Source organism: Pseudomonas alliivorans, assembly GCF_017826695.1.
Classification (GTDB): domain Bacteria; phylum Pseudomonadota; class Gammaproteobacteria; order Pseudomonadales; family Pseudomonadaceae; genus Aquipseudomonas; species Aquipseudomonas alliivorans.
Genome location: NZ_JAFFZW010000002.1, coordinates 809,259 through 831,824, shown reverse-complemented (window position 1 = coordinate 831,824; position 22,566 = coordinate 809,259). Strand labels below are relative to the sequence as shown.

The following is a 22,566-nucleotide window of genomic DNA, read 5'->3' as shown; positions in this document are numbered from 1 at the left end:
GATAAGCCTGATGACTACCTTGATCGAGGTCCGTGACCTCTCGAAAACCTTCACGCTGCATCAACACAACGGCGTGGTGCTGAGTGTACTCTGCGGCCTGAACTTCTCGGTGCGCAGCGGCGAGTGTCTGGTGTTGGGCGGGGCGTCCGGCACGGGCAAGAGCACCTTGTTGCGCACCTTGTACGGAAATTACCTGCCCGCCGCAGGCAGCATTCGCGTGCAGCACGACGGTGAGTGGACCGAACTGGTCGGTGCCACCCCGCGTCAGGTGCTGGAAGTGCGGCGCAGGACGCTGGGCTATGTGAGCCAGTTTCTGCGCGTCATCCCGCGCGTGTCGAGCCTTGACGTGGTCATGGAACCCGCCCTGGCACGCGGCTGGCCGCGCGAACAGGCGAGGGCGCGAGCCGAGTTGCTGCTGACCCGTCTGAACATCGCGCCGCGTCTGTGGCCGCTGGCACCCAGTACGTTTTCCGGTGGCGAACAGCAACGCATCAACATCGCCCGCGCGTTCATGGTGCCCTGGCCAGTGCTGTTACTGGACGAGCCGACAGCTTCGCTGGATGAAGCCAATCGTCAGGTGGTGCTGGAACTGATCGACGAAGCCAAGCGCGAAGGCGCCGCGCTGATCGGCATTTTCCATGACCGCGACGCCCGCGAATCGGTGGCCAGCCGTCAACTGGACATGACCCCGGTGGACCTGACTGCCAAGGAGTTGCTGCAATGTTGAACGAACAGATTTTCACCAACGCCCGGGTGGTCACCGGTGATGCGTTGTTCTCCGGAACGGTGGTCGTGCGCGACGGCCTGATCGCCGAGGTCGATTCGGGCCGCAGCCCATTGAGTCAGGCGCAGGACCTGCAGGGTGACTACCTGCTGCCGGGGCTGATCGAACTGCACACCGACAACCTGGAAAAGCACCTGTCGCCGCGTCCCGGTGTGGACTGGCCTTCAACGTCGGCGTTGATCAGCCACGATGCGCAGATTGTCGCGGCAGGCATCACCACGGTGTTCGATGCGCTGTCGATTGGCGACATCAATCCCAAGGGCAAGCGCATGCAGCAACTGCCTTCGATGCTTGCCGCCATTGCGGCGGCCAGCGATGCAGGCCTGACCCGCGCCGAGCATCTGCTGCATTTGCGCTGCGAAGTGAGTCACCCGGACACCCTGAGCGTGTTTCGCGATCTGGTGGATCAGCCGCTGGTTAAACTGGTGTCGGTCATGGACCACGCGCCCGGCCAGCGTCAGTTCGCGCTGGAGTCCAAGTACCGCGAGTACTACATGGGCAAATACCATATGAGCAGTCAGGAGATGGACGGCTTCATCGTCGAACAAGTGGCCAATTCCATTGAGTACGCTGATCGATATCGCCGTGCGATTGTCGAACTGTGTCTGGCGCGCGGGTTGTCCATCGCCAGTCACGATGACGCTACCATGGCGCACGTCGAGGAATCGGCGGGCTTCGGCATGAACATCGCCGAGTTCCCGACCACGCTGGAAGCGGCCCGTGGCTGTCGGCGCCTGGGCATGAGTGTGCTGATGGGTGCGCCGAACATCGTGCGCGGCGGCTCGCACTCCGGTAACGTGGCGGCCGCGTCGCTGGCCAAAGAAGGGCTACTGGATATTCTCTCCAGCGACTACTATCCGGCGAGTCTTCTGCAGTCGGCGTTCATGCTGGCCGGACAGGACAACGACTGCGGGTTGCCGCAAGCCGTGAACATGGTCAGCCGCACACCGGCACTGGCGGCCGGGCTGGCGGATCGCGGTGAAATTCGTATAGGTCTGCGTGCCGACCTGATTCAGGCGCGCAGTCACGGCAATCTGCCGGTAATCGACAAGGTCTGGCGACAAGGCAAGAGGGTATTCTGATGGCAGGCAGGTTGATCTATCTCATCGGGCCGTCCGGTTCAGGCAAGGACAGTCTGATGGACGCAGCTCGCGACACCCTGGCAGAACGCAACTGCCGGGTGGTACGTCGGGTCATCACCCGTTCCGCCGAGGCCGTGGGCGAAGCGGCACAGGCCGTGGACGTCGAGCAGTTCGAGCACATGCGCGAGCACGGCGCGTTCGCGCTGAACTGGCAGGCCAACGGCTTGCATTACGGCATCCCGATTGTCATCGATCAGTGGCTGCTGGAAGGCCATGACGTGTTGATCAACGGTTCGAGGGCGCACCTTGAGCGCTCGCAACGCCGCTACCCCAATCTGCTGGCGGTGCTGCTGACGGTGGATCAGGACGTGCTGCGTCAGCGTCTGCTGGCGAGAGGCCGGGAAAGCCTGCCGGAGATCGAGGCACGGCTGGACCGTAACCAGCAATTTGCCGGTGATCTGCTGGCCAGCCACCCTGGTGTCTATCCGCTGGACAATTCCGGCGATCTGCAGCAGACGGTTGCTGCGCTGGTTCGCTACCTGGAGAAACACCCGGCGTGCGCCTGACCCTGCTGGGGACCGGCGATGCGCGGCAAGTACCGGTTTACGGCTGTCAGTGTCCGGCCTGTCTGGCGGCACTGAGCGACAGCACATTGTGTCGTCTGCCGTGCAGCGCGCTGATTGAATTCGACGACCAGCGCTGGCTGATCGACAGCGGTTTGACCGACCTCACCGAGCGTTTCCCGCCGCGCAGCCTCAGCGGCATCCTGCAGACCCACTACCATGCCGATCACGCTCAGGGCTTATTGCACCTGCGCTGGGGGCAGGGGCTGGTGATTCCGGTGCACGGTCCGATGGACCCGGAAGGATTGGCGGATCTGTACAAACATCCTGGCATCCTGGATTTCAGCCAGCCGTTTGCCGCTTTCGAATGCCGTTCTCTGGGCGCTTTGCGTGTCACCGCAGTGCCGCTGCAGCATTCCCGGCCGACATTGGGTTACCTGCTTGAAGGTGGCGGACGACGGATTGCCTACCTTACCGACACGGTGGGTCTGCCCGAAGCGACTCACGAGTACCTGCAACGCCTGCCGCTGGACGCCCTGATCCTCGACTGCTCCATGCCGCCCCAACCCCAGCCCCCGCGCAACCACAACGACCTGACCCTGGCGCTGCACATCATCGAACGGCTGAACCCGGCCAAAGCCGTACTGACCCACATCGGCCACACCCTGGATGCCTGGTTGTCGGAGCAGCATCGTTCATTGCTGGACAACATTGTGATCGCTCGTGACGGGATGGTGGTTTGACTCGTTTGTGGTTTATCTACGGACTTGGCGCAATCTTGCTGTGAGCAGCGGGCTGTGGGAGGCGACTTGCCAGCGATAGCGTGGGTTCAGTCACTGAATTTTCGCCTGAAAAGCTGCATCGCCGGCAAGCCGCCTCCCACAGGGATTGTGTTCGTTCAATGGGTTGGTGATGTTACCCGGGCCTGTGGCAAAGCCCTGCGTAAATTGAAGAAACGACTTTTATCGTGGGAGGCGGCTTGCCGGCGATAGCGTCGGTTCAGTCAATGAATTTTCGCCTGAAAAGCTGCGTCGCCGGCAAGCCGCCTCCCACAGGAATTGTGTTCGTTCAATGGGTAGGTGATGTTGCCCGAGATGAGTTGGCGGGCCTATGGCAACATTCTGCGTAACTATCGAGAGATGATCGCCTGCTTCTTTAACTATCTTTGCCTGCTCACCCATTAACGAGAGGGCAAGCGAATGGGTGGGCAGGGACGTTCACGAACCTTGCGCAACGGAAGGGTTTCACTACCGGGTCAGATCTACCTGGTGACCGCTACTACGATGAACAGGCATCCCGTTTTCAATCAGCTCGTACTGGGTCGGCTGCTAGTGCGCGAAATGAGACAAGCCGATGAAGCAGGCTTGGTTCAATCACTCGCCTGGGTCGTGATGCCAGACCATATGCACTGGTTGTTCGAGTTGCGCACCGATGCACTGGCAGGGGTCATGCGCAGCGTAAAGTCGAAAGCTGCGATATCGGTCAACAGAGCATCTGGACGCGAAGGACGGCTCTGGCAGGATGGTTATCACGACCGAGCTGTACGCAGAGAGCAGGACGTGATTAACGTCGCTCGCTATATCATTGCCAACCCTCTGAGAGCAGGGCTGGTGAAAAATGTCAGAAACTATGCGCTATGGGATGCCATCTGGATTTGATGTCGTTTGCGTTGCTACAGGTGTCGAAAAAAACTGCCCCATCACTGAAGAAACGATATTTAGCGTCTGCCAAGTCAGAAACTGCGCGCGTCGGCCAAATGCATCACATTTCGTTCGCTGATCGCCCACAAATTCAACGCCATACCGTTCCAAGCCTGCAGGCGCATTGTTATCCGCTTAAAGTCTGATTTCGAGCTGAAACAGTCTGCGACAATTTGTCATTATGAACCAGTTAGTACATTCTGCGCGGCTGTAAAAATCCGACAGGTTTGAAACATGACTAGCAAACAAGGCACAGGGGCGGGCGGCAGATTCTGGCTGCTCGCATTGGGGGGGCTCATCGCGCTGATCGGGCTTGGCCTGGCAGGCGGGGGTGGTTATCTGGTGGCACTGGGTGGGAGTTGGTTCTTCCTGCTCATTGGCCTGGCGATGCTGATCAGCGGTGTGTTGATTGCGAGGCGGCAGCCCAAAGGCGCGCTGATCTATGGCGTGGCGCTGATTCTGACTGCCATCTGGGCAGTCTGGGATGCCGGTCTTCATTACTGGCCGCTGGTGTCCAGAGTGCTGACCTTTGCCGTGATCGGCCTGGTGGTTGCGCTGATCTACCCGTCACTGGTTCGCGCTTCCGGCGCTCAGGCCGGGCGCGGCGCTTACGGCCTGGCAGGCATTCTGGCCATTGGCGTCGTGGCGACCATCGGCTACATGTTCGTGCCGACCCATGTGGTCAGCGCCAGCAGCGTGCCGGACATTGTGCCGGTTGCTCCGGGCAGTGAGCAGAAGGACTGGGCGCACTGGGGCAACACCCCGGCGGGCAATCGTTTCGCGGCGCTGGATCAGATCAACAAAGGCAACATCGACAAGCTGCAGGTCGCCTGGACCTTCCACACTGGCGACATCCCGCAGAGCACCGGCGCAGGGGCCGAAGATCAGAACACGCCGTTGCAGATTGGCGATACGGTCTACACCTGCACCGCCTACGGCAAGGTCTTCGCGCTGGATGCCGACACCGGCGAGCAGCGCTGGAAGTTTGACCCCAAGGGCAGTGCGCCCAACTGGCAGCGCTGCCGTGGCCTGGGCTACTTCGCAACCCCCACAGCCGAGGCGAGCGCTCAACCTGCAGCCTGCGCCAGCCGTATTTTCCTGCCGACCGGCGATGCACGCCTGATCGCGCTGGATGCCAGAACCGGCGAGGCCTGCACGGACTTCGGCACCCAAGGCGTGGTTGACTTGAAGACCGACATGGGTGAGGTCAAGGAAGGTTATTACCAGCAAACCTCGACGCCTCTGGTTGCTGGCAACGTCGTGGTGGTGGGCGGCCGTGTCGCCGATAACTTCTCCACGGGCGAACCGCCGGGTGTAGTGCGCGCCTTTGACGTGCACAGCGGTGAACTGGTCTGGGCCTGGGATCCGGGTAACCCGAATACCAGCAAGCGTCCACCGGCAGGCGAGACCTACACGCGCGGCACGCCGAACGTCTGGTCGGCCATGTCCTACGACGCAAAACTGGGCCTGATCTACCTGCCGACCGGCAACGCCACACCGGATTTCTTCGGTGGCACGCGTACCGCGGCCGATGACAAGTGGTCGTCCTCGGTCGTCGCCGTTGACGTCAATACCGGTCAGGTGCGCTGGCATTTCCAGATGACTCACCATGATCTGTGGGACTTCGATATTCCGGCTCAGCCGCTGCTTTACGACATCCCGGACGGCAAGGGCGGCACTCAGCCCGCTCTGGCACAGGTCACCAAGCAGGGCGAGATTTTCCTGTTGAACCGCGAAACCGGCGTGCCGATTTCCCGTGTCGAAGAGCGTCCGGTGCCGCAGGGCAATGTGCCGGGCGAGCGTTATTCGCCGACCCAGCCGTTCTCGGTGGACATGCCGTCGATTGGCAACCAGACCTTGAAAGAGTCCGATATGTGGGGTGCCACGGCGTTTGACCAGTTGATGTGCCGTATTGCCTTCAAAGGCATGCGCCATGAAGGGGTTTACACGCCACCCGGTATGGACCATGCGCTGCAGTTTCCAGGCTCGCTGGGCGGCATGAACTGGGGCAGCGTGTCGGTCGATCCGACCAACAGTTACATGTTCGTCAACGACATGCGCCTGGGGCTGGCCAACTACATGATCCCGCGTGACAAGATCGCTGCCGGTGCCAGCGGCATCGAGATGGGCGTTGTGCCGCAGACCGGCACGCCGTTTGGCGCCATGCGTCAGCGCTTCCTGTCGGCGGTGGGTATTCCGTGTCAGGCGCCGCCGTTCGGCACCATGTCGGCAATTGACCTGAAGACCAAAAAGCTGGTCTGGCAGGTGCCGGTCGGCACGGTCAAGGACACAGGACCAATGGGCATTCGTATGGGGCTGCCCATTCCGATCGGTATGCCGACCCTGGGCGCTTCGTTGTCCACGCAGTCGGGTCTGCTGTTCTTCGCGGGTACTCAGGATTTCTACCTGCGCGCCTTCGACAGTGGTAACGGCGATGAAATATGGAAGGCCCGCCTGCCAGTGGGCAGCCAGTCGGGTCCGATGACCTACGTGTCGCCGAAGACCGGCAGGCAGTACATCCTGCTCACCGCCGGTGGAGCCCGTCAGTCGCCTGATCGTGGCGATTATGTGATTGCCTACGCGTTGCCCAAGTAACCTGTGGCAGGCCCGAGAAGCCGTGGCTGCTTCTCGGGCCTTATCCGATCAGGCTCACCAGCCACATCCATAACGGCAGTGTCGCGGCCGACAGCACCGTGGTCAGGCAAATCGCCGAGCTGGTTTTCTGCACATGTGGCACGCTGCGGGCAAAGCCCAGCACGTTCACCCCGGCAGGACCTGCAGCCATCAGCACCAGCACGCCTCGCGACAAACCTTCGATACCCAGCAGCATGCACGCCAGCAATACCAGCAGTGGCATCAGGAACAGCTTGCCGACGGTAATGCCCAACGCCTGCGGGCTGGGCGTCAGTTTGAAGCTGGACAGGTTGGAGCCCAGCGCAATCAAGGCGCAGGGCAGCGCCGCCTGGGCGAGCCAGGTGGTCAGGTGATCGGCCCATTCGGGCAGCGCAAGGTTCGACAGGTTGACCACGATCCCCAACAACAGGCCAATGATCAGCGGGTTGGCCAGACTGGAAAACAGCGAGCGGGAGTTGAATGGCTGATCACCGGCCATGCTGTCGTACAGGCTCTGGAAGGTGAACAGGGTCAGGCTGTGCACGGCGATGACCGTGAACAGCAGCACCAGCCCTTGGTCACCGAACACACCGACCACCAATGGAATGCCGATCAGGATGTTATTGGAAAAGCTGGCGGTCAGACCGAATGGCGTCGAATGGGTGCCGGAGCGGTGCATGATCAGGTTGATGAGCACAAACACGATCAGGGCAGGAATGAAATACGCTGCCAGCACCCGCAGGTCGAGGCCGTCGTGCAGCGGGGCCTTGACCATCCCCGTGAACAGCACCATCGGCAGGAACAGTTTGAAAGCCAGCACGCTCAAGGCCTTGGTGCTTTCGGCGGTCAGGGTCTTGCGTTTGCCCAGCACATAGCCGAGCACGATCAACAGGAAAACGGGCAGGATGGCTTGCAGAACGGCCACGGGCTCTGGCTCCTTGAGAACATGGCCGCGCAGTATGAACGAGCGTCGCAACTTTACCTATGCTCCGCTGCGCCTCACCTAGCCCTTCACCTCGCTCTTTACATAGATAGCCCCTTACATCGCACCGATATCCGGCCTGACTGTCTGCGAGCCTTCGTAGACCGGCGGATGGGTGACGATGTGCGTCAGGTCGACAGCCGAAGCCAGCAGTTTCTGCAGATCGGGACGCGGGCGACACACGCGTGAATCTGCCGAGGTGGCCTGCTCCAGTGCGTGAGCGCAGGCCATCAACGCGGCATCGCCACGGAAGCCGCCGATCAGTTGCAGGCCGAACGGCATGCCCTTGTGATCGGTGCCGCAGGGCAGCGACAGCGCCGGATTGGTAGTCAGGGTTATGGTGTAGCAGAGCGCCAGCCAGCGGTAATAGTTGTCCAATTGCACGCCGTTGACTTCACGCAGGTACAGCTCGCTCCACGGAAATGGCGACACCGGCGTGGTGGGCGCCAGGATCAGGTCGTAACGCTCGAACTGCTTTTGAAAGCTGCGAAACAGACGACTCTGCTCCGCATGTGCCTTCACGCAATCCTGCAGCGACATGGCCGCGCCCATGTCGAAATTGGCGCGGGTGTTGGGGCCGAGCGCGTCGGGATCCTTGTCGTGGGCGTCCTGCAAGCCGGCGACGAAGGCCTCGGCGCGCAATACGTCAAAGGTGCGATGGGCGCTGCTCAGCTTCAGATCAATGGGCTCGCAGGATTTGAACAGTGATTTCAGGGCCCCGATCTTTTCCCGGAACACTGCACGAATCTGCTCGTCTACCGCGCAGGTGCCGAAGTCTTCGCTGTAGCCCACCCGCAATTGGCTCAGGTCGAGGGTGCGCGATGCGAATTCATTGTCCGTCACCGCATAGCTCAGCGGATCGGAGTGCGCCAGACCGGCGCTGGCACGCAGCTGCAGCAGCGTGTCTGCGACGTTGCGCCCCATGGGGCCCACCACCGACAGTGGCGTCCAGCCAAGCTTTTTGCGCTCGCTCGGCACAAGGCCAGGGGAAGGGCGCAGGCCGACGATGCCGCACAGTGCGGCGGGGATGCGCAATGAACCGCCGGTGTCCGAGCCGCTGCACAACGGCACCATGTCCACCGCCAGGGCTGCGGCGGAACCGCCGGACGAGCCGCCTGCATTCAGTTCGGGGTTGAACGGGTTGCCAGTCGCGCCCCACACCACGTTTCGCGTGTTTGCGCCTGCGCCCAGTTCCGGGACGTTGGTCTTGCCGACCATGATCGCCCCGGCGCTGCGCAAACGCGCTACCAACAGATTGTCCTGGCTTGGGATATTGTCGCGAAACAATTGCGAGCCGTAAGTGGTGAGGACGCCTGCGGTTTCTTCCAGGTCCTTGATGCCAATCGGCAGACCATGCAACAAGCCCAGCGGCTTGCCGTGCATCACCGCCTGTTCGGCCTGCACCGCTTCCTGCCTCGCCCGCTCGAAGCAGGTTGCGGCGAAGGCGTTGATCTTCGGGTTGAGGGCTTCGATGCGCTCGATGCTGGCGTTCAACAATTCGACCGGCGATAGCTGCTTGTTGCCGATCAGGGCACGCAGTTCGGTGGCGGATTTTTTCAGCAGGTCGGATGAGGCAGGCATGGGGTTTCCTCAAGTAATCAGGGGCGGCTCAGGGCTCGTAATGATCGTCTTCGTGCTTCGTATTCAGCGCGTATAGATAAACCCTGCAGCGACATCGGACAGTGGGAGGCGGCTTGCCGGCGATGACGTCAGTTCATTCACTGCGATGGCGCGTCGGAAATCGCGTCGCCGGCAAGCCGCCTCCCACAGGTTATGCATCTAATCAGGTACGTCCACATCCTCAATCTGCCAGCGCCACAATGGTGGCCACCAGCGCCTGGCCGCGTGGCACGAGGGTGTCAAGTTCCAGGTATTCGCGGTCCGTATGCACTTTGCCGCCCACCGGCCCCAGTCCGCACAGGGTGGGGATGCCCAGGCTTGCGGTGAAACCCGAGTCTGCGCAGCCACCGGTGAATTCGCCGTCCACGCTGAAACCCAGCTCCGTCGCGACGCTTTGGTAGCGCTGCAACAGGTCGGTGCTGTGCTGCGCCTCCATCGGCAGGAAAGTCGTGGCCTCCAGCAGTCTGGCCGAAGTGCCGGGCAGTTCCTCTGCATCGACGATGGCCCGAATGGCCGTGAGTATGGTGTCCCACTGGCGCAGTTCGATAAAGCGTACGTCGAGTCTGGCTGTAGCGGTCGGTGCCACGGTATTGCTGGAGGTTCCGCCCGAGATCAGCCCGACGTTAGTAGTGATGCCCGCCGCGTAATCGGTCAGCGCGTGCAGCTTGATCACCTTGTGTGCCAGCGCCTCAATGGCGCTGGCACCGTCGGCATGGTTGACGCCAGCGTGCGCAGCACGGCCGCTGACTTCGATGACCAGCGTCGCGCCGCCTTTGCGGGCGCTCACCACATTACCGCTGGCCCGGCCCGGCTCGGGATTGAGCACGGCGCGGGCAGCGCTGGCATGACGTTCGATGTGCTCGCGTGCACTGCCTGAGCCGATCTCTTCGTCGCCTGTATACAGAATCTGCACCGGGAACGGCAACGGACCGGCGCGCTTGAGTGCCTTGAGCGCAAAGCAGTTCAGCACCAGACCGCCTTTCATGTCGGCAACGCCGGGTCCGTAGGCCAGCTTATCGTCACGCGTATAGCCACGGGTCGCGGTCGTGCCCTTGGGGAATACCGTGTCTCGATGCCCCAGCAACAGGACCGGCTTGCCCGGCCCACCCGGCAGCTCAGCCAGCAACACATCGCCGAAACCCTCGACCGCGATGCGTTCCACGGGTATCCCGTCGGCCTGTAACTGGGCCGCAAGCAGGTCGCCGACGGCATCGACACCGGCCTTGTCGTAGCTGTTGGAGTCGGTGTCGACCAGTTGTTGCAGCAACGCCTCCATGGCGTCGAATTGCCCGGCCAGCCATTGGGTTGCGTCGAGTTGTGCCTGATTCATTGGCCTGTTTCCTGTGCCTGATGTTCGCGGGCCAGGCGTGCGCCGTCATTGCCCAGGTCCCAGAATAGCCCGGCCATGATCTGCAGGCTTTCTTTCACGACCGGGGCCAGCAAATGCTCATCGGGCGCATGTTGCGAGCACGCCGGATAGGAATGCGGAACCCACACGGTCGGCAGGCCGAGTACTTCGGCGAATACATCGTTGGGCAATGAGCCGCCCAGGTTGGGCAGCAGCGCAGGTTTTTTGCCAGTGGTTCTGCTCAGCGACTCCAGCGCCCAGCTGACCCAGGGGCTGTCCGGGGACAGGCGCGTGGCGTGCATCACGTCCATGCGTGTCTGCTTCACTTCCACCTGAGTAAAACCCTGTGCATCCAGATGCGCCCGTACAGCCGGAATGAACGTCGTGTAGTCGCTGTCGACCACGAAGCGCATGTGGCACAGCGCGTGGGCCTTGCCGGGAATGGCATGGACCGGAGCATCTGGATTGCCGGTCTTGAAGGCCAGAACGTCCAGTGTGTTCCAGCCGAAGACTTTCTCGCTCAATGAAAGCCCCGGCTCGCCCCAGTGCGCATCGATGACCGGATCGCCCGGGCCGCCGCCGACTTCGATATCCGCCAGTGCCGTGCGTACGGCGTCGGGAATGGCGGTCGGCATCAGCCCCGCGACTTTGACCCGACCGTGTTCGTCGACGAGGCTGGCAATGGCGTTGGCCAGAATGATGCCGGGGTTGGCCAGCAATCCACCCCAGTTGCCGGAGTGATGCGCGCCGTCGCGCAAGTGCACGCTCAGCTCGAAGTTGAAAACACCACGCGAGCCGAGAAACAGTGTCGGTCGTGCCGCCGCCAGACGCGGTCCGTCGGAGGCAATGAAAATGTCGGCAGCCAGATCTTGAGCGTGCTGCTGACAAAACAGGCTCAAGCCTGGCGAGCCATCTTCCTCGCCCATTTCCAGCAGCAGCTTGACGTTGAAACCCAGCCTGCCGTCCCGCGCCTTGAGCGTCTGTTCAAGCGCCGTCAGGTTAATCAGGTGCTGGCCCTTGTTGTCCGCCGTGCCCCGGCCATACCAGCGCTCGCCGCGCTCGACCACCTGCCAGGGCGACAGGCCCGGCCGCCATTGCGCATCGTAGCCGCGCACCACGTCGCCATGCCCATAGCTGAGCAGGGTGGGCAGGGATGGGTCTTCGATCCGCGTGGCAATCATCAGCGGGCCGCGCCCGGCTACCGGGTTGTCGTGAAGGCTGGCGGTGAAGCCCAGCCGCTCGACCTGCGGCGTGATGAAGTCGGTGAGGTAGCGGTACAGCTCGGACAGGCTTTCCGGTTCCTGACTCTGCGTCGGATAGGCGACGCTCTCGCCGAGCAGAGCGAAGAATGCGCCGTTGTCGAACTGTTCGGTGACGTTGTCGATGGCGTGCGAGCGGCTAGTCATGAGGGAATCAGCTCCAGGGTTTTCGGGGTGTCACGCAGATGGCAACGGACGGTTCCGCCTTCCATGCTGTCCACTGCGGGGTAATGGTTCTGACAGACGTTCATGCAACTTGGGCAGCGCGGATGAAACGCACAGCCGGAAGGCGGCGACACGGGATTGGGAAACGCACCCTGCAGACCCAGCTCGGGAATGCCCAGATGCGGGTCGGGTGTGAGCACCGAGTCCAGCAGCGCCTGGGTGTAGGGATGACCGGGCCGGGCGAACAGCGATTCGCGGCTGCGTTCTTCGACGATCCTGCCCAGGTACATCACGGCCACCCGGTCGGCCAAATGTTCGATGACCGCCAGGTTATGGCTGATCAGCAGATAGGTCAGGCCGAACTCCTGCTTGAGGTCCTGCAACAGATTCAGAATCTGCGCCTGGACCGACACGTCCAGCGCCGAGGTGGGTTCGTCGCAGATCAGCACGTCCGGGCGCATCACCAGCGCCCGCGCTATGGCCACACGCTGGCGCTGGCCGCCGGACAGCTGGCTGGGGTAACTGTCGATGACCCGCTTTGGCAGGCCGACCACCTCCATCATGTCTTCGGTGCGTTTACGGCGTTCTGCGGTGCTGCCGATGTCGTGCACGATCAGCGGCAGTGTGACGATCTCGCGCAGGGTCTTGCGCGGGTTGAGTGACGAGTAGGGGTCCTGAAAGATAGGCTGGATGCGCCGCGCCATCTCCTTGCGATCCGTTCCCGCCAGATGCTTGCCATTGACCAGCACGTCGCCGCTGCTGGGCGCCAGCAACCCCAGCAGCATCTTGGCCAGCGTGCTCTTACCGCAGCCGGACTCGCCGACCAGCCCCAGGGTTTCACCGCGCATCAGGCGCAGCGAAACACCATCGACGGCCTTGAGCGTGGCCGTCGGTTTGAAGAAGCCCCGGCTGATGGTGAACTCGCGGCGGATGTCACACAGCTCCAGGGCGATGTCTTTTTTTACGCCGGTTTTCAGTGCCTGATTCATGACCGTACGCCCTCGCTATGAAACACCGGCTCTTCGCCTGATTCCGCAAACAGACAGCGGGTCATGTGGTCGTGGCCGTTGACGGCCGGGACGTCGTCGGCGCAGGCAGGAATCGCTTGCGGGCAACGGTTGCGAAACGCACAGCCGTGCTGTTCGCCAACGAGGCTGGGCACCAGACCGGGAATCGAGCCCAGCGGCTGGCCCGGCCGAGTGCGGCCCGGAATCGGAATGCTCGCCAGCAAGCCGCGTGTGTAAGGATGCTGCGGGTTTTCGAACAGTTCGACGGCCGGTGCGGTCTCGACGATCTGCCCGGCGTACATCACCGCCACCCGGTCGGCGATGCGCGCCACCAGTCCCAAATCGTGGGTGATGAAAATCACCGCCAGGCCCAGTTCCTTCTGGATATCGCGGATCAACCGCAGGATCTGCGCCTGAATGGTTACGTCCAGCGCCGTGGTGGGTTCGTCGGCGATGATCACGTCCGGCTCGCACATCAGTGCCATGGCGATGATCACCCGTTGGCGCAGACCGCCCGAAAGTTGATGCGGATACTGGCGCAAACGCTCTCCGGCGTTGCTGATGCCGACCTTTTCCAGCATCTGCGCAGCCCGCAGCAGGGCATCCTTGCGTGACACCTTGCGATGCCGGGTCAGCACTTCGCTGAGCTGATCGCCAATGCTGTAGGCCGGATTGAGCGAGGTCATGGGTTCCTGAAAGATCATCGCCAGCCGGTTGCCGCGCAGGTCACACATCTGGCGTTCGCTCTGGCCCAGCATGTCGATGCCGTCCAGGCTCAACCGGGTCGCGGTGCGCCGGGCCTTGCGTGGCAGCAGGTCCATGAGCGCCAGCGACGTCAGGGATTTGCCGCAGCCCGACTCGCCGACGATGCACAGCATTTCGCCGCGTTCGACCTGAAAGTCCAGACCGCGTACCGCGTGCAGCGTGTCCTGCCCCAAGGGGATATCGACACGCAGGTTTTCAACATGCAACAGCGCCATGTCCGAATCTCCTCTGTCAGTTGCGCCCGTCGGGCAGGATCAGATCACGCAGGCCGTCGCCGACCAGATTGATGCCCAGTACCAGCACCATCAGCGCGACGCCGGGAATGGCGATGACCCAGGGGGAAAAGAACATGTACGGCTTGCCTTCGGCGATCATCAGGCCCCAGGACGGAATCGGCGGTTGCACGCCGACACCAAGGAACGACAGCGCCGACTCCAGCAGGATGGCGTGGGCCATTTCCAGCGTGGCGACGACGATCAGCGCACCGACCAGGTTGGGCAGGATTTCATTGGCCAGAATGCGCAGTGTCGAGCAGCCGAGGGCCTGGGCCGAAGCGACGTATTCGGCATCGCGAATCTGCTGCACGGCGGCACGCACGACGACGGCGAAGCGGTCCCACAACAGGCAGCCGAGCAGGATGATCACCACCTTCAGCGAACCACCGATCAGCGAGGCCGAAGCCAGGGCGATCATGACCACCGGCATCGCCAGACGTGTCGTGATCAGGTAGCTGATGACAGCGTCCACCTTGCCGCCGAAGTAACCGGCGAGCAGGCCCATGATGGTGCCGATGACGCCGGAAATCAGCGCCGCCGAGAAACCGATGAACAAGGAAATACGCGCGCCATACAGCAGCCGGGACAGGTAATCGCGCCCCAGCTTGTCGGTGCCGAGTACATAGTCCCAGGTGCCGTTGGCCATCCACACCGGGGGTTTCATGCGCAGCATCACATCCTGCGTGTAAGGGTCGTAAGGCGCGAGCCACGGCGCGAACAGCGCGCCCAGCACGATGATCATCAGCAATACGGCACCGATGGCAAATCCACGATGGCCGAAGCTCAGGCGTAACGTGCGAAACACGCTTCTGGCGGGCGGCTGGTAATCGTTGATCACCAGTGGCGATGCGGTGGTTGTGCTCATGGAACCTCCTATCTGACGCGGATGCGCGGGTCGAGCAGTGCGTTGAGCACATCGGCCAGCAGGGTGAGGACGATGTAGATCACGGCGATCAACAGCACGACCGCCTGCACCACCGGGAAGTCGTCACGGGCAATCGCGTCCCAGGCCAGTTGGCCGATGCCTTGCAGAGAAAACACGGTTTCGATGACCACCGAGCCGCCGAGCATGAAACCGAATTCAACGGCAGCCAGCGCGACGACAGGAATCAATGCATTGCGCAGCGCATGCTTGAACAGAACCGTGCCGGGGCGCAGGCCCTTGGCGCGTGCCGTACGGATGTAGTCGGAATTGAGCACGTCGAGCATGCCGGCGCGGGTCAGGCGCATGATGGCCGGGGTGGCGTAATAGCCCAGCGCAATGGCCGGCATCACGAAGTGCGCCCAGGTTGAATTGCCCGAGACCGGCAGCCACTTGAGCGTCACGGAGAACACCACAATCAGCATCAGCGCGAACCAGAAACTGGGCATCGCCTGACCCAGCACGGCGATGCTCAGTGCCAGCCGGTCAATCCAGGTGTCGCGTTTCACCGCCGCCAGCACGCCCAGTGGAATGGCGATTAACAGCGCGATGCTCAACGCCATGGCACCCAGCCCCAGAGTAATCGACAGGCGCGAGGCGATCAGGTTGTAGACCGATTCCTGAAAGAAGAACGAATCGCCCAGATCAAGGCGCAACACATCGCTCAGCCACTCGAAATACTGGGTGACCAGCGGCTTGTTGAGGCCGTATTGCACGCGGATCTGTTCGATCTGCTCGCTGGTGGCTTCCGGGCCGCCAATGGCAGTGGCCAGGTCGCCTGACAGGTGCAGCAGGGAAAAGCTGATCACCGAGACGGTAATCGCGACGCACAGGGCAATTCCCAGGCGGCGCAGCAGAAATCCAGACATGGCACGTGACCTTGTATCCATGGGATGACGGGGTGAGCCGCGTCAGGCGCGGCCACCCATTCAGGACGTTACTTCCAGCTCGACAACACGAAGCGCGGCAGTTCGTCCGGGTACGGCTTGAAGTTCAGGTCCGAGACGTAGGCGTAGTTCATCGAGTAGTTGAACAGCGGTGCCCAGTACGCCTGTTCGCTGATGCGCTGTAACGCCTTGCGGTAGTTGTCCTTGCGCACTTGCGGGTCCAGCGCGTTGTCGGCGGTTTGCAGCCAGCCCTGGACTTGCGGGTCCTTGATGTTGTCGTCGGGGTTGCCCTTGAACCAGGTGCCCGCCGAGGCCGACGTGTCGAGGATCGAAAACGAGCCCCAGGCCTGGAACGACATCGGCACCTTGCCGCCGCGTTGCTGGTCACGCAGGGCGGCGTATTTCAGATAGCGCAGCTTGGCGTTGATACCGACGGCACGCAGGTTGCCGATGATTGCCTCGACATAATCACGGTCGCGGTAAGCAAAAATCTCGGTTTCAAACCCGTTTGGATAACCCGCTTCGGCCAACAGTGCCTTTGCCTTGGCCGGGTCATAGTTGTAGACCGTGGCCGCCGTGGTGTCGCAACCGAACTGGCCTGGATAGCAGGCCACCTGCAGCGGTTTGCTTTCACCGCCCACCAGTTGGGTGGCCAGACCTTCGCGGTTGATGGCGTGATTGATCGCCTGCCGTACCTTCAAGTGCTTCATGGGCGAGTCGGCCGTCGACGTACCACGTGCATCGAGGATCAGAAAACCGATGCGCATCGTGGCGCCGCTGGTGACCACCAGATTGGGCATGGCCTTGAGGTTTTCGGCCTGATCCGGCGCGACACGCCAGGTCCAGTCGATGCCGCCGGTCATCAGTTCGGCAAGTCGGGTTTCAGCGTCGGCGATCACGCGAAAGTTGATATGGCTGATCTTCGGCTGACCTTGCGGGCTGTCCTTGAAGTAGTCCGGGTTCTTGTCCATTTTCACGCCTTCGCCGGTGGCGATGGCGGTGACCTTGTACGGCCCGGTGCCGATGGGGTTGCGGCTGAAGCCGGCGAGACCGACCTGTTCGAAGTACTTTTTCGGAAACATCGGCACCGCGTTGGACAGGTACTCCAGTGCCGGCGGGAAGGGCTTCTTCAGGTGCAGACGGACGCTGTAGTCACCGAGTTTTTCGGCACTCTTGATCCAGTCGACGTTCTGCACCGTCACCACCTTGGATTCGGGAGACACCACGTAATTGAGGGTGAACACCACATCATCAGCGGTGAATGGATCGCCGTTGTGAAACTTCACGCCTTCGCGCAGTTGAAAATCGAGGGTGGTGTCATCGACCTGTTTCCAACTGGTCGCCAGCATCGGTTCGTACTGACCGCTGTCGGGGTTGCGATAGACCAGGTTGTCCCAGATCAGGCGTCCGAGGATCACGCCTTCGCGCAAGTCATTGTGGTAGGGGCTGATATTTTCCGGCTCGCTGTCGGAGGCATAAACCAGTGTGTCGTCGGCCTTGCCGGCGAAGGCGGAAAAGCTGCTGAACAGGCCCAACAGCGCGATGCTGCGAGCGAAACCCTTGATGCCCATGCCGTCGTCTCCCTAAGGCAAAGTGATTGGATCAAAGGGCAGTTGGGTCGCAAATGCGAGAAGAGGGGGTATGTCTTGAGCGGCCATGATTTTCTTTTGGTCTAGCCGACGGCCTCGACACGACTCTAGGCAAAGCGTATCAATGCCACAAGTACAATATTTCGAACCTTTCATTGCCGAAAAGGCAACACAGGAGTCGCGATGCAACTTTACGGCGTTCAATCCACGGCCCTGCGCTATTTTCTGGAGGTGGCCAGGTGCGGCTCGATCAGTGAGGCATCCACCCGGCTCAATGTTGCGTCTTCGGCGGTCAGTCGACAGATCAGCAAGCTGGAGCGCGAACTGGACGCCGTCCTGTTCGAGCGTCAGGCGCGAGGCATGGTGCTCAGCGAAGCGGGCACACGGCTGGCGGCCTATGCGCGCAAGTCGCAGCTGGAAGCCGAGCAGGTGGTGCTGGAAATTACCGAGTTGCAGGGGCTGCAGCGAGGTCATGTGCGACTGGCCTGTTCCGAGGGATTTGCCCTGGATTTCCTGCCGCAGTGCATTGCCCGTTTCAGGCAGGTCTATGAAGGCATCCATTTTTCAATGGAGGTCTGTGCGCCCGCGCAGGCCACCGAACGTGTGCGTTCGGGCGATGCGGATCTGTGCCTGACGTTCAGCCTCACGCCGCAGAATGAGATCAAAGTCGAACACGTGCACAGCGGCGCGATCTGTGCGGTGGTCAGCCCCAACCATCCGCTGGCGTCACGCAAGGAAGTGGCGCTCGCCGAGCTGCAGCCCTATGTCATTGCCCTGACCAACACCGATACCACGCTGCGACAACTGTTCGACATCTGTTGTGGCGTGCAGGGCCTGATGTTCGATCCGGTGCTGACCAGCAACTACATCGGTGCGCTGCTGCGCTTTGTGCGCGAGGAGGGTGGAATCAGTCTGTCCAGCGAAATGACCCTGGACAAGCGCGTGCAGGAAAAACAACTCGTTTCCGTGCCGATCAGCGATGAGGGCATGAAGGCGCGACGCATCGAACTGCAGAGCATGGCAGGGCGCAACCTGCCGGCGGCCGTATCGGCATTCCGGGACTTTCTGATCGAGGAACTGGTGAAGACCTGAAACCTGTTGCCGGATTGTTCTTCGAATGCGTCCGCAGGGTCGGGACGGACCCTGTGTTCGGTTGATGCCGTTGGTGTTGATGATGTTATAGTGTAACGAATTTGTACGGGGCGGATAGACGCCCCATGACATCAGGCGTCGCGTCCAAGCGAGGCCAGCCAACGAGACGACCGACTCACATGAACAACTCTCTCCCTGATGTTGCCCTGACGGAAGCGTCCTCGGCCCTGATCGCCCTCGACTGGGTCGGCATGCAAGCCATCGAAGTGCCGATACGCTTGAGCGAGGAGGGTGTCAGCCATTCGGTGCATGCCTATGTTGACTTGCACGTTGACCTCGCCGATCCGAGTGTCAAAGGCATTCACATGTCGCGGCTGTACCGCTTGCTCGACCGGTTTGCCGAAGAGCGTGAGCTCAACGTCGCGTCCTTGTCGGACCTTTTGGAAGCCATGGTTGAAAGCCACGCCGGTTGCCGTTCGACCCGCTCGCGTATCAGGCTGAACTTCAACCTGCTGTGTCGCCGTCCCGCGCTGGTCACCGAAGGGCTCAGCGGCTGGAAATCCTATCCGGTTACCCTTGAAGGCCTATGGGAAGCGGGGCGTCTGTGCCTGGATCTGACGGTTGGCATTACCTATTCCTCTACTTGCCCATGCTCGGCGGCGTTGTCCCGACAATTGCTGGAAAGCGCGTTCATCGCCCATTTCGACCGCCAGACCTTTGTCGACACCATGCAGGTCGCGAACTGGCTGCGCACCAACGGCTCGCTGGCCACGCCGCACAGCCAGCGCAGCGTGGCGACGGTCCAGGTGCGTATTGCAGAAAACGCCACCGGGCTTGGTTTGATTACACTGATCGAGGCCACCGAACGTGCTCTCGGGACGCCAGTTCAGACCGCCGTCAAGCGCGCCGATGAGCAGGCATTCGCCCGGCTCAACGGCCAGAACCTGATGTATGTCGAAGACGCTGCTCGCAAGATCCAACAGGCACTGGAAGGCCTGTACACCGCTTCCAGCGTCGGCGTTCGCCATTTTGAAAGCCTGCACCCACATGACGCCGCTGCACAAACGTCCAACTACCCGACCTGAGGTTTGCCACCGTGATCCGTAAAAACCCGTCCGGCCATTTGCCGGTGATCGCCGAATCCGCTTACATCGACAAGACCGCGATCATCTGCGGCAAGGTCATCATCAAGGACAATGTTTTCGTCGGGCCCTATGCGGTGATCCGTGCCGATGAAGTCGACGCCACGGGCGACATGGAGCCCATCGTGATCGGCGCCAACTCCAACATCCAGGACGGAGTGGTAATCCACTCCAAATCCGGCGCTGCAGTAACCATCGGCGAGTTCACGTCGATTGCCCACCGCTCCATCGTGCACGGACCGTGTCAGGTCGGTGACCGGGTATTCATCGGCTTCAACAGCGTGCTGTTCAACTGTCAGGTCGGCAACGGCAGCGTGGTGCGCCACAACTCGGTGGTCGACGGCCGCGACCTGCCGGAAAACTTTTACGTGCCGTCCACCACCCGGATCGGGCCTAATACCGACCTGTCGCAATACCCGCCGGTAAGCATCTCGGCTTCGGAGTTCTCCGAGGACGTGGCACACACCAATATCGATCTGGTGCGCGGCTACAAGGCGCTGCAGAACGAGTTTTAACCGGTGTCGAAGGGCTTCCCGTTCTGGATCGGGAAGCCTGCAACATCCAGGACAATCGACACTGCCCACCCAACCACGGACTTCTATCTTTCATGACGACAGCTGTTCATCCCACCCGCGCGCCGACTTCCCGGCTGCGCTCCATCGACGCTCTTCGCGGGCTGATCATTCTTTTCATGCTGCTGGACCATGTGCGGGAAACCTTTTTTCTGCACCGTCAGGTACTGGACCCCATGGAAGTGGCGAACACCGAGCCCGAGCTGTTTTTCAGCCGCTTGCTGGCACACCTGTGTGCGCCGCTGTTCGTCCTGCTGACCGGGCTTTCGGCGTACCTGTATGGCGAAAAATACAGCGGCCGGGCGGACGTCTCGGCGTTCCTGCTCAAGCGCGGCCTGTTCCTGATCGCCCTCGAGTTCACGCTGGTGAGCTTTGCCTGGACCTTCCAGTTCCCGCCGACCGTGATCTACCTGCAAGTGATCTGGGCCATCGGCCTCAGCATGGTGGCGCTGTCTGCAATGGTCTACCTGCCGCGTTGGGCGCTGGTGGTGATTGGCGTGGTGATCATTGCCGGTCACAACCTGCTGGATTCGCTGCACTTCGGCGTCGAGTCGGCGATGCACATTCCCTGGGCCATCCTGCATGACCGTGGCTGGATCGACGTCTCGGACAACCTGCGCTTGCGTACCTCGTATCCGTTGCTTCCCTGGATCGGCATCATCGCGCTGGGTTACGCCGCCGGGCCATGGTTTTCGGCGGGGTACGACGCCGCCTCACGCCGCGCCAGATTGTGGATGTGCGGTCTGGGTGCGCTGCTGGGCTTTCTGGTATTGCGTCTGATCAACGGCTACGGTGAAAAGCCGTGGCGTGTGGGCGAGACCGAACTGCAGACCGTGATGAGCTTTCTGAACATCACCAAGTACCCGCCGTCGTTGCTGTTCATCAGTCTGACGCTGGGCATTGGCATGCTGATCCTGATCGCCTTCGAACGGTGTCAGGAAAAAGGCTGGCTGCGGCCGCTGGTGGTGCTGGGTTCGGCACCTATGTTTTTCTACCTGCTGCACCTGTATGTGCTGAAGATTCTGTACCTGATCGCACTGGCGATCTGGGGCCAGAACCAGGGCAGCTACTTTGGCTTCGACCACATGTGGGGTGTCTGGTTGACGTCAGTCGTACTCGCGGTCGTGCTGTTCCCTGCCGTGCGCTGGTTCGCGTCACTCAAGGCCCGGCGTCGGGACATCACCTGGTTGAAGTACTTGTAAGCCAGTGCGGTCATGGCGTACGGATGCGCGTGCCTCGCGCTAATGACCGTCTGAAGGAACGTTATTGCACATGTGGGAGGCGGCTTGCCGGCGATGACGTCAGACGCGCGACGGATAGGTCGACTGACAAAACGCATCGCCGTAAGCGGCTTCTCACAGTCATTGTCTGCTGCCAGACAGGGCTGTGTCAGCCGCAAAGAGGCCTCTCACAACCCAGTGTTCGCTGCGCATCAGCGCAGCGTGTCAGGCGTCAGTCGTGATGCGCTTCACCGACAAAGCTCAGCGAAGTGAACAGGCCGCGCTCGGCAATATCGGCATTGTCCTTCACCGGCAGCGTCACTTCGGCCGCGATGATGTTCAGGCCTTCGTTACGCACCACCACCGTGGCCATTCCCTGAGCATCGGTCTCGGCACTGACCACGTCCGGCGCGCTGCGGTAATCACCGATCAGCTTGATGCCCGCAGCCGGTTTGCCATCGACCAGCACCTTGACCGGCAGCGGTTTGCCGACCCCGACCTTCAGCGGATCAGCCTGCGGCACGATGACAAAATTCAGCTTTTCGAACGTCGGCAGCTTCGCACCTTCTTCATAAATCGCCACGCTGTACTTGAACGTGTGGATCGAGTCGGTGCCTTTGGGCACCTTGCTGCGTCCCTCGTTGATCCATTTCTTTTCGGCGTTGCGGGTCCACATGCCGTTGTCCAGTGCGACCGACAGGATGGCCGGCGGCTTGATCGGCACCAGACGCGCGTGATCGTCCAGACGCTGTACAGTGACCGGAATCATCCGTCCCTGACGGTCATACGCCCAGGCGCCGCTGACTTTCTGCGCCTTGAACGCGTTGTCCTCGGCACCGTGGCCGTAGACCACTTCGATGTTGCCTCGACGCTGTTCGGTCCATAAACCATGGGCACTGACCTGAGCGGTGAACAGTGCGCTGAGCAGGCTCAGGGCCACGAGCGGTTTCGATGAAAGCATGATGCATCCTTGTTGTTT

At 61.5% G+C, this 22,566-nt stretch carries 20 protein-coding genes; 10 read left to right on the top strand and 10 right to left on the bottom strand.

The window, feature by feature from the left end; all coding sequences use genetic code 11:
* Nucleotides 1–10: 10 nt before the first annotated feature.
* The 6 genes from phnL to JTJ32_RS08275 all read left to right on the top strand — a co-directional run bounded on the left by phnL (nt 11) and on the right by JTJ32_RS08275 (nt 6,724).
* On the top strand, nt 11–727 hold the full coding sequence (gene phnL, locus JTJ32_RS08300; protein ID WP_210041733.1) for a phosphonate C-P lyase system protein PhnL: 717 nt from the start codon (nt 11–13) through the stop codon (nt 725–727).
* Nucleotides 721–1,866, top strand: coding sequence for an alpha-D-ribose 1-methylphosphonate 5-triphosphate diphosphatase (locus tag JTJ32_RS08295; protein ID WP_210041731.1), 1,146 nt, complete (start codon nt 721–723; stop codon nt 1,864–1,866). Before phnL ends, JTJ32_RS08295 begins: the two co-directional genes overlap by 7 nt.
* Nucleotides 1,866–2,432 carry a phosphonate metabolism protein/1,5-bisphosphokinase (PRPP-forming) PhnN gene (gene phnN, locus JTJ32_RS08290; protein ID WP_210041730.1) on the top strand — a complete coding sequence of 189 codons (567 nt, stop codon included), beginning with the start codon at nt 1,866–1,868 and terminating at the stop codon, nt 2,430–2,432. The genes JTJ32_RS08295 and phnN overlap by 1 nt, the downstream gene beginning before the upstream one ends.
* The gene (gene phnP, locus JTJ32_RS08285) at nt 2,423–3,172 is read left to right on the top strand and encodes a phosphonate metabolism protein PhnP (RefSeq protein ID WP_210041729.1); all 750 of its coding nucleotides are present in this window, start codon (nt 2,423–2,425) and stop codon (nt 3,170–3,172) included. Before phnN ends, phnP begins: the two co-directional genes overlap by 10 nt.
* Before the next feature lie 456 nt (nt 3,173–3,628).
* Entirely contained in the window at nt 3,629–4,087 is a 459-nt protein-coding gene (locus JTJ32_RS08280) for an REP-associated tyrosine transposase (RefSeq protein WP_210041728.1), read from the top strand.
* A gap of 276 nt (nt 4,088–4,363) precedes the next feature.
* Entirely contained in the window at nt 4,364–6,724 is a 2,361-nt protein-coding gene (locus tag JTJ32_RS08275; protein ID WP_210041727.1) for a glucose/quinate/shikimate family membrane-bound PQQ-dependent dehydrogenase, read from the top strand.
* Between the two features lie 40 nt (nt 6,725–6,764).
* Here JTJ32_RS08275 and JTJ32_RS08270 read toward each other — a convergent pair whose 3' ends face one another.
* From JTJ32_RS08270 to JTJ32_RS08230, 9 genes are all read right to left on the bottom strand, one after another.
* A complete protein-coding gene (locus JTJ32_RS08270) occupies nt 6,765–7,667 on the bottom strand; it encodes an AEC family transporter (protein ID WP_210041726.1) in 903 nt (300 codons plus the stop codon).
* Nucleotides 7,668–7,781: 114 nt separating this feature from the next.
* A complete protein-coding gene (locus tag JTJ32_RS08265; RefSeq protein WP_210041725.1) occupies nt 7,782–9,305 on the bottom strand; it encodes an amidase in 1,524 nt (507 codons plus the stop codon).
* A 220-nt stretch (nt 9,306–9,525) separates the two neighbouring features.
* On the bottom strand, nt 9,526–10,674 hold the full coding sequence (locus tag JTJ32_RS08260; protein WP_210041724.1) for a M20 family metallopeptidase: 1,149 nt from the start codon (nt 10,672–10,674) through the stop codon (nt 9,526–9,528).
* The gene (locus JTJ32_RS08255; RefSeq protein WP_210041723.1) at nt 10,671–12,098 is read right to left on the bottom strand and encodes a M20 family metallopeptidase; all 1,428 of its coding nucleotides are present in this window, start codon (nt 12,096–12,098) and stop codon (nt 10,671–10,673) included. The genes JTJ32_RS08260 and JTJ32_RS08255 overlap by 4 nt, the downstream gene beginning before the upstream one ends.
* Complete coding sequence (locus JTJ32_RS08250; protein ID WP_210041722.1) at nt 12,095–13,105, bottom strand: ABC transporter ATP-binding protein; 1,011 nt, start codon at nt 13,103–13,105, stop codon at nt 12,095–12,097. Before JTJ32_RS08250 ends, JTJ32_RS08255 begins: the two co-directional genes overlap by 4 nt.
* Entirely contained in the window at nt 13,102–14,103 is a 1,002-nt protein-coding gene (locus tag JTJ32_RS08245; protein ID WP_210041721.1) for an ABC transporter ATP-binding protein, read from the bottom strand. The genes JTJ32_RS08250 and JTJ32_RS08245 overlap by 4 nt, the downstream gene beginning before the upstream one ends.
* Before the next feature lie 16 nt (nt 14,104–14,119).
* Entirely contained in the window at nt 14,120–15,028 is a 909-nt protein-coding gene (locus JTJ32_RS08240) for an ABC transporter permease (RefSeq protein ID WP_210041720.1), read from the bottom strand.
* A gap of 8 nt (nt 15,029–15,036) precedes the next feature.
* Entirely contained in the window at nt 15,037–15,954 is a 918-nt protein-coding gene (locus tag JTJ32_RS08235; RefSeq protein WP_184323413.1) for an ABC transporter permease, read from the bottom strand.
* Between the two features lie 68 nt (nt 15,955–16,022).
* Entirely contained in the window at nt 16,023–17,543 is a 1,521-nt protein-coding gene (locus JTJ32_RS08230) for an ABC transporter substrate-binding protein (protein ID WP_184323414.1), read from the bottom strand.
* Between the two features lie 201 nt (nt 17,544–17,744).
* On the opposite strand from JTJ32_RS08230, the gene JTJ32_RS08225 reads away from it, so the two are divergent.
* The 4 genes from JTJ32_RS08225 to JTJ32_RS08210 all read left to right on the top strand — a co-directional run bounded on the left by JTJ32_RS08225 (nt 17,745) and on the right by JTJ32_RS08210 (nt 21,569).
* The gene (locus JTJ32_RS08225) at nt 17,745–18,653 is read left to right on the top strand and encodes a LysR substrate-binding domain-containing protein (RefSeq protein ID WP_099227884.1); all 909 of its coding nucleotides are present in this window, start codon (nt 17,745–17,747) and stop codon (nt 18,651–18,653) included.
* 179 nt (nt 18,654–18,832) lie between these two features.
* Entirely contained in the window at nt 18,833–19,738 is a 906-nt protein-coding gene (folE2, locus tag JTJ32_RS08220; protein ID WP_210041719.1) for a GTP cyclohydrolase FolE2, read from the top strand.
* 11 nt (nt 19,739–19,749) lie between these two features.
* Complete coding sequence (locus tag JTJ32_RS08215; RefSeq protein ID WP_004885233.1) at nt 19,750–20,310, top strand: gamma carbonic anhydrase family protein; 561 nt, start codon at nt 19,750–19,752, stop codon at nt 20,308–20,310.
* Between the two features lie 92 nt (nt 20,311–20,402).
* Nucleotides 20,403–21,569 (top strand): acetyltransferase domain-containing protein, encoded by a 1,167-nt coding sequence (locus tag JTJ32_RS08210; protein ID WP_210041718.1) that lies wholly within the window; start codon nt 20,403–20,405, stop codon nt 21,567–21,569.
* 250 nt (nt 21,570–21,819) lie between these two features.
* Here JTJ32_RS08210 and JTJ32_RS08205 read toward each other — a convergent pair whose 3' ends face one another.
* The gene (locus JTJ32_RS08205) at nt 21,820–22,548 is read right to left on the bottom strand and encodes a DUF4198 domain-containing protein (RefSeq protein ID WP_210041716.1); all 729 of its coding nucleotides are present in this window, start codon (nt 22,546–22,548) and stop codon (nt 21,820–21,822) included.
* Nucleotides 22,549–22,566 lie beyond the last annotated feature (18 nt).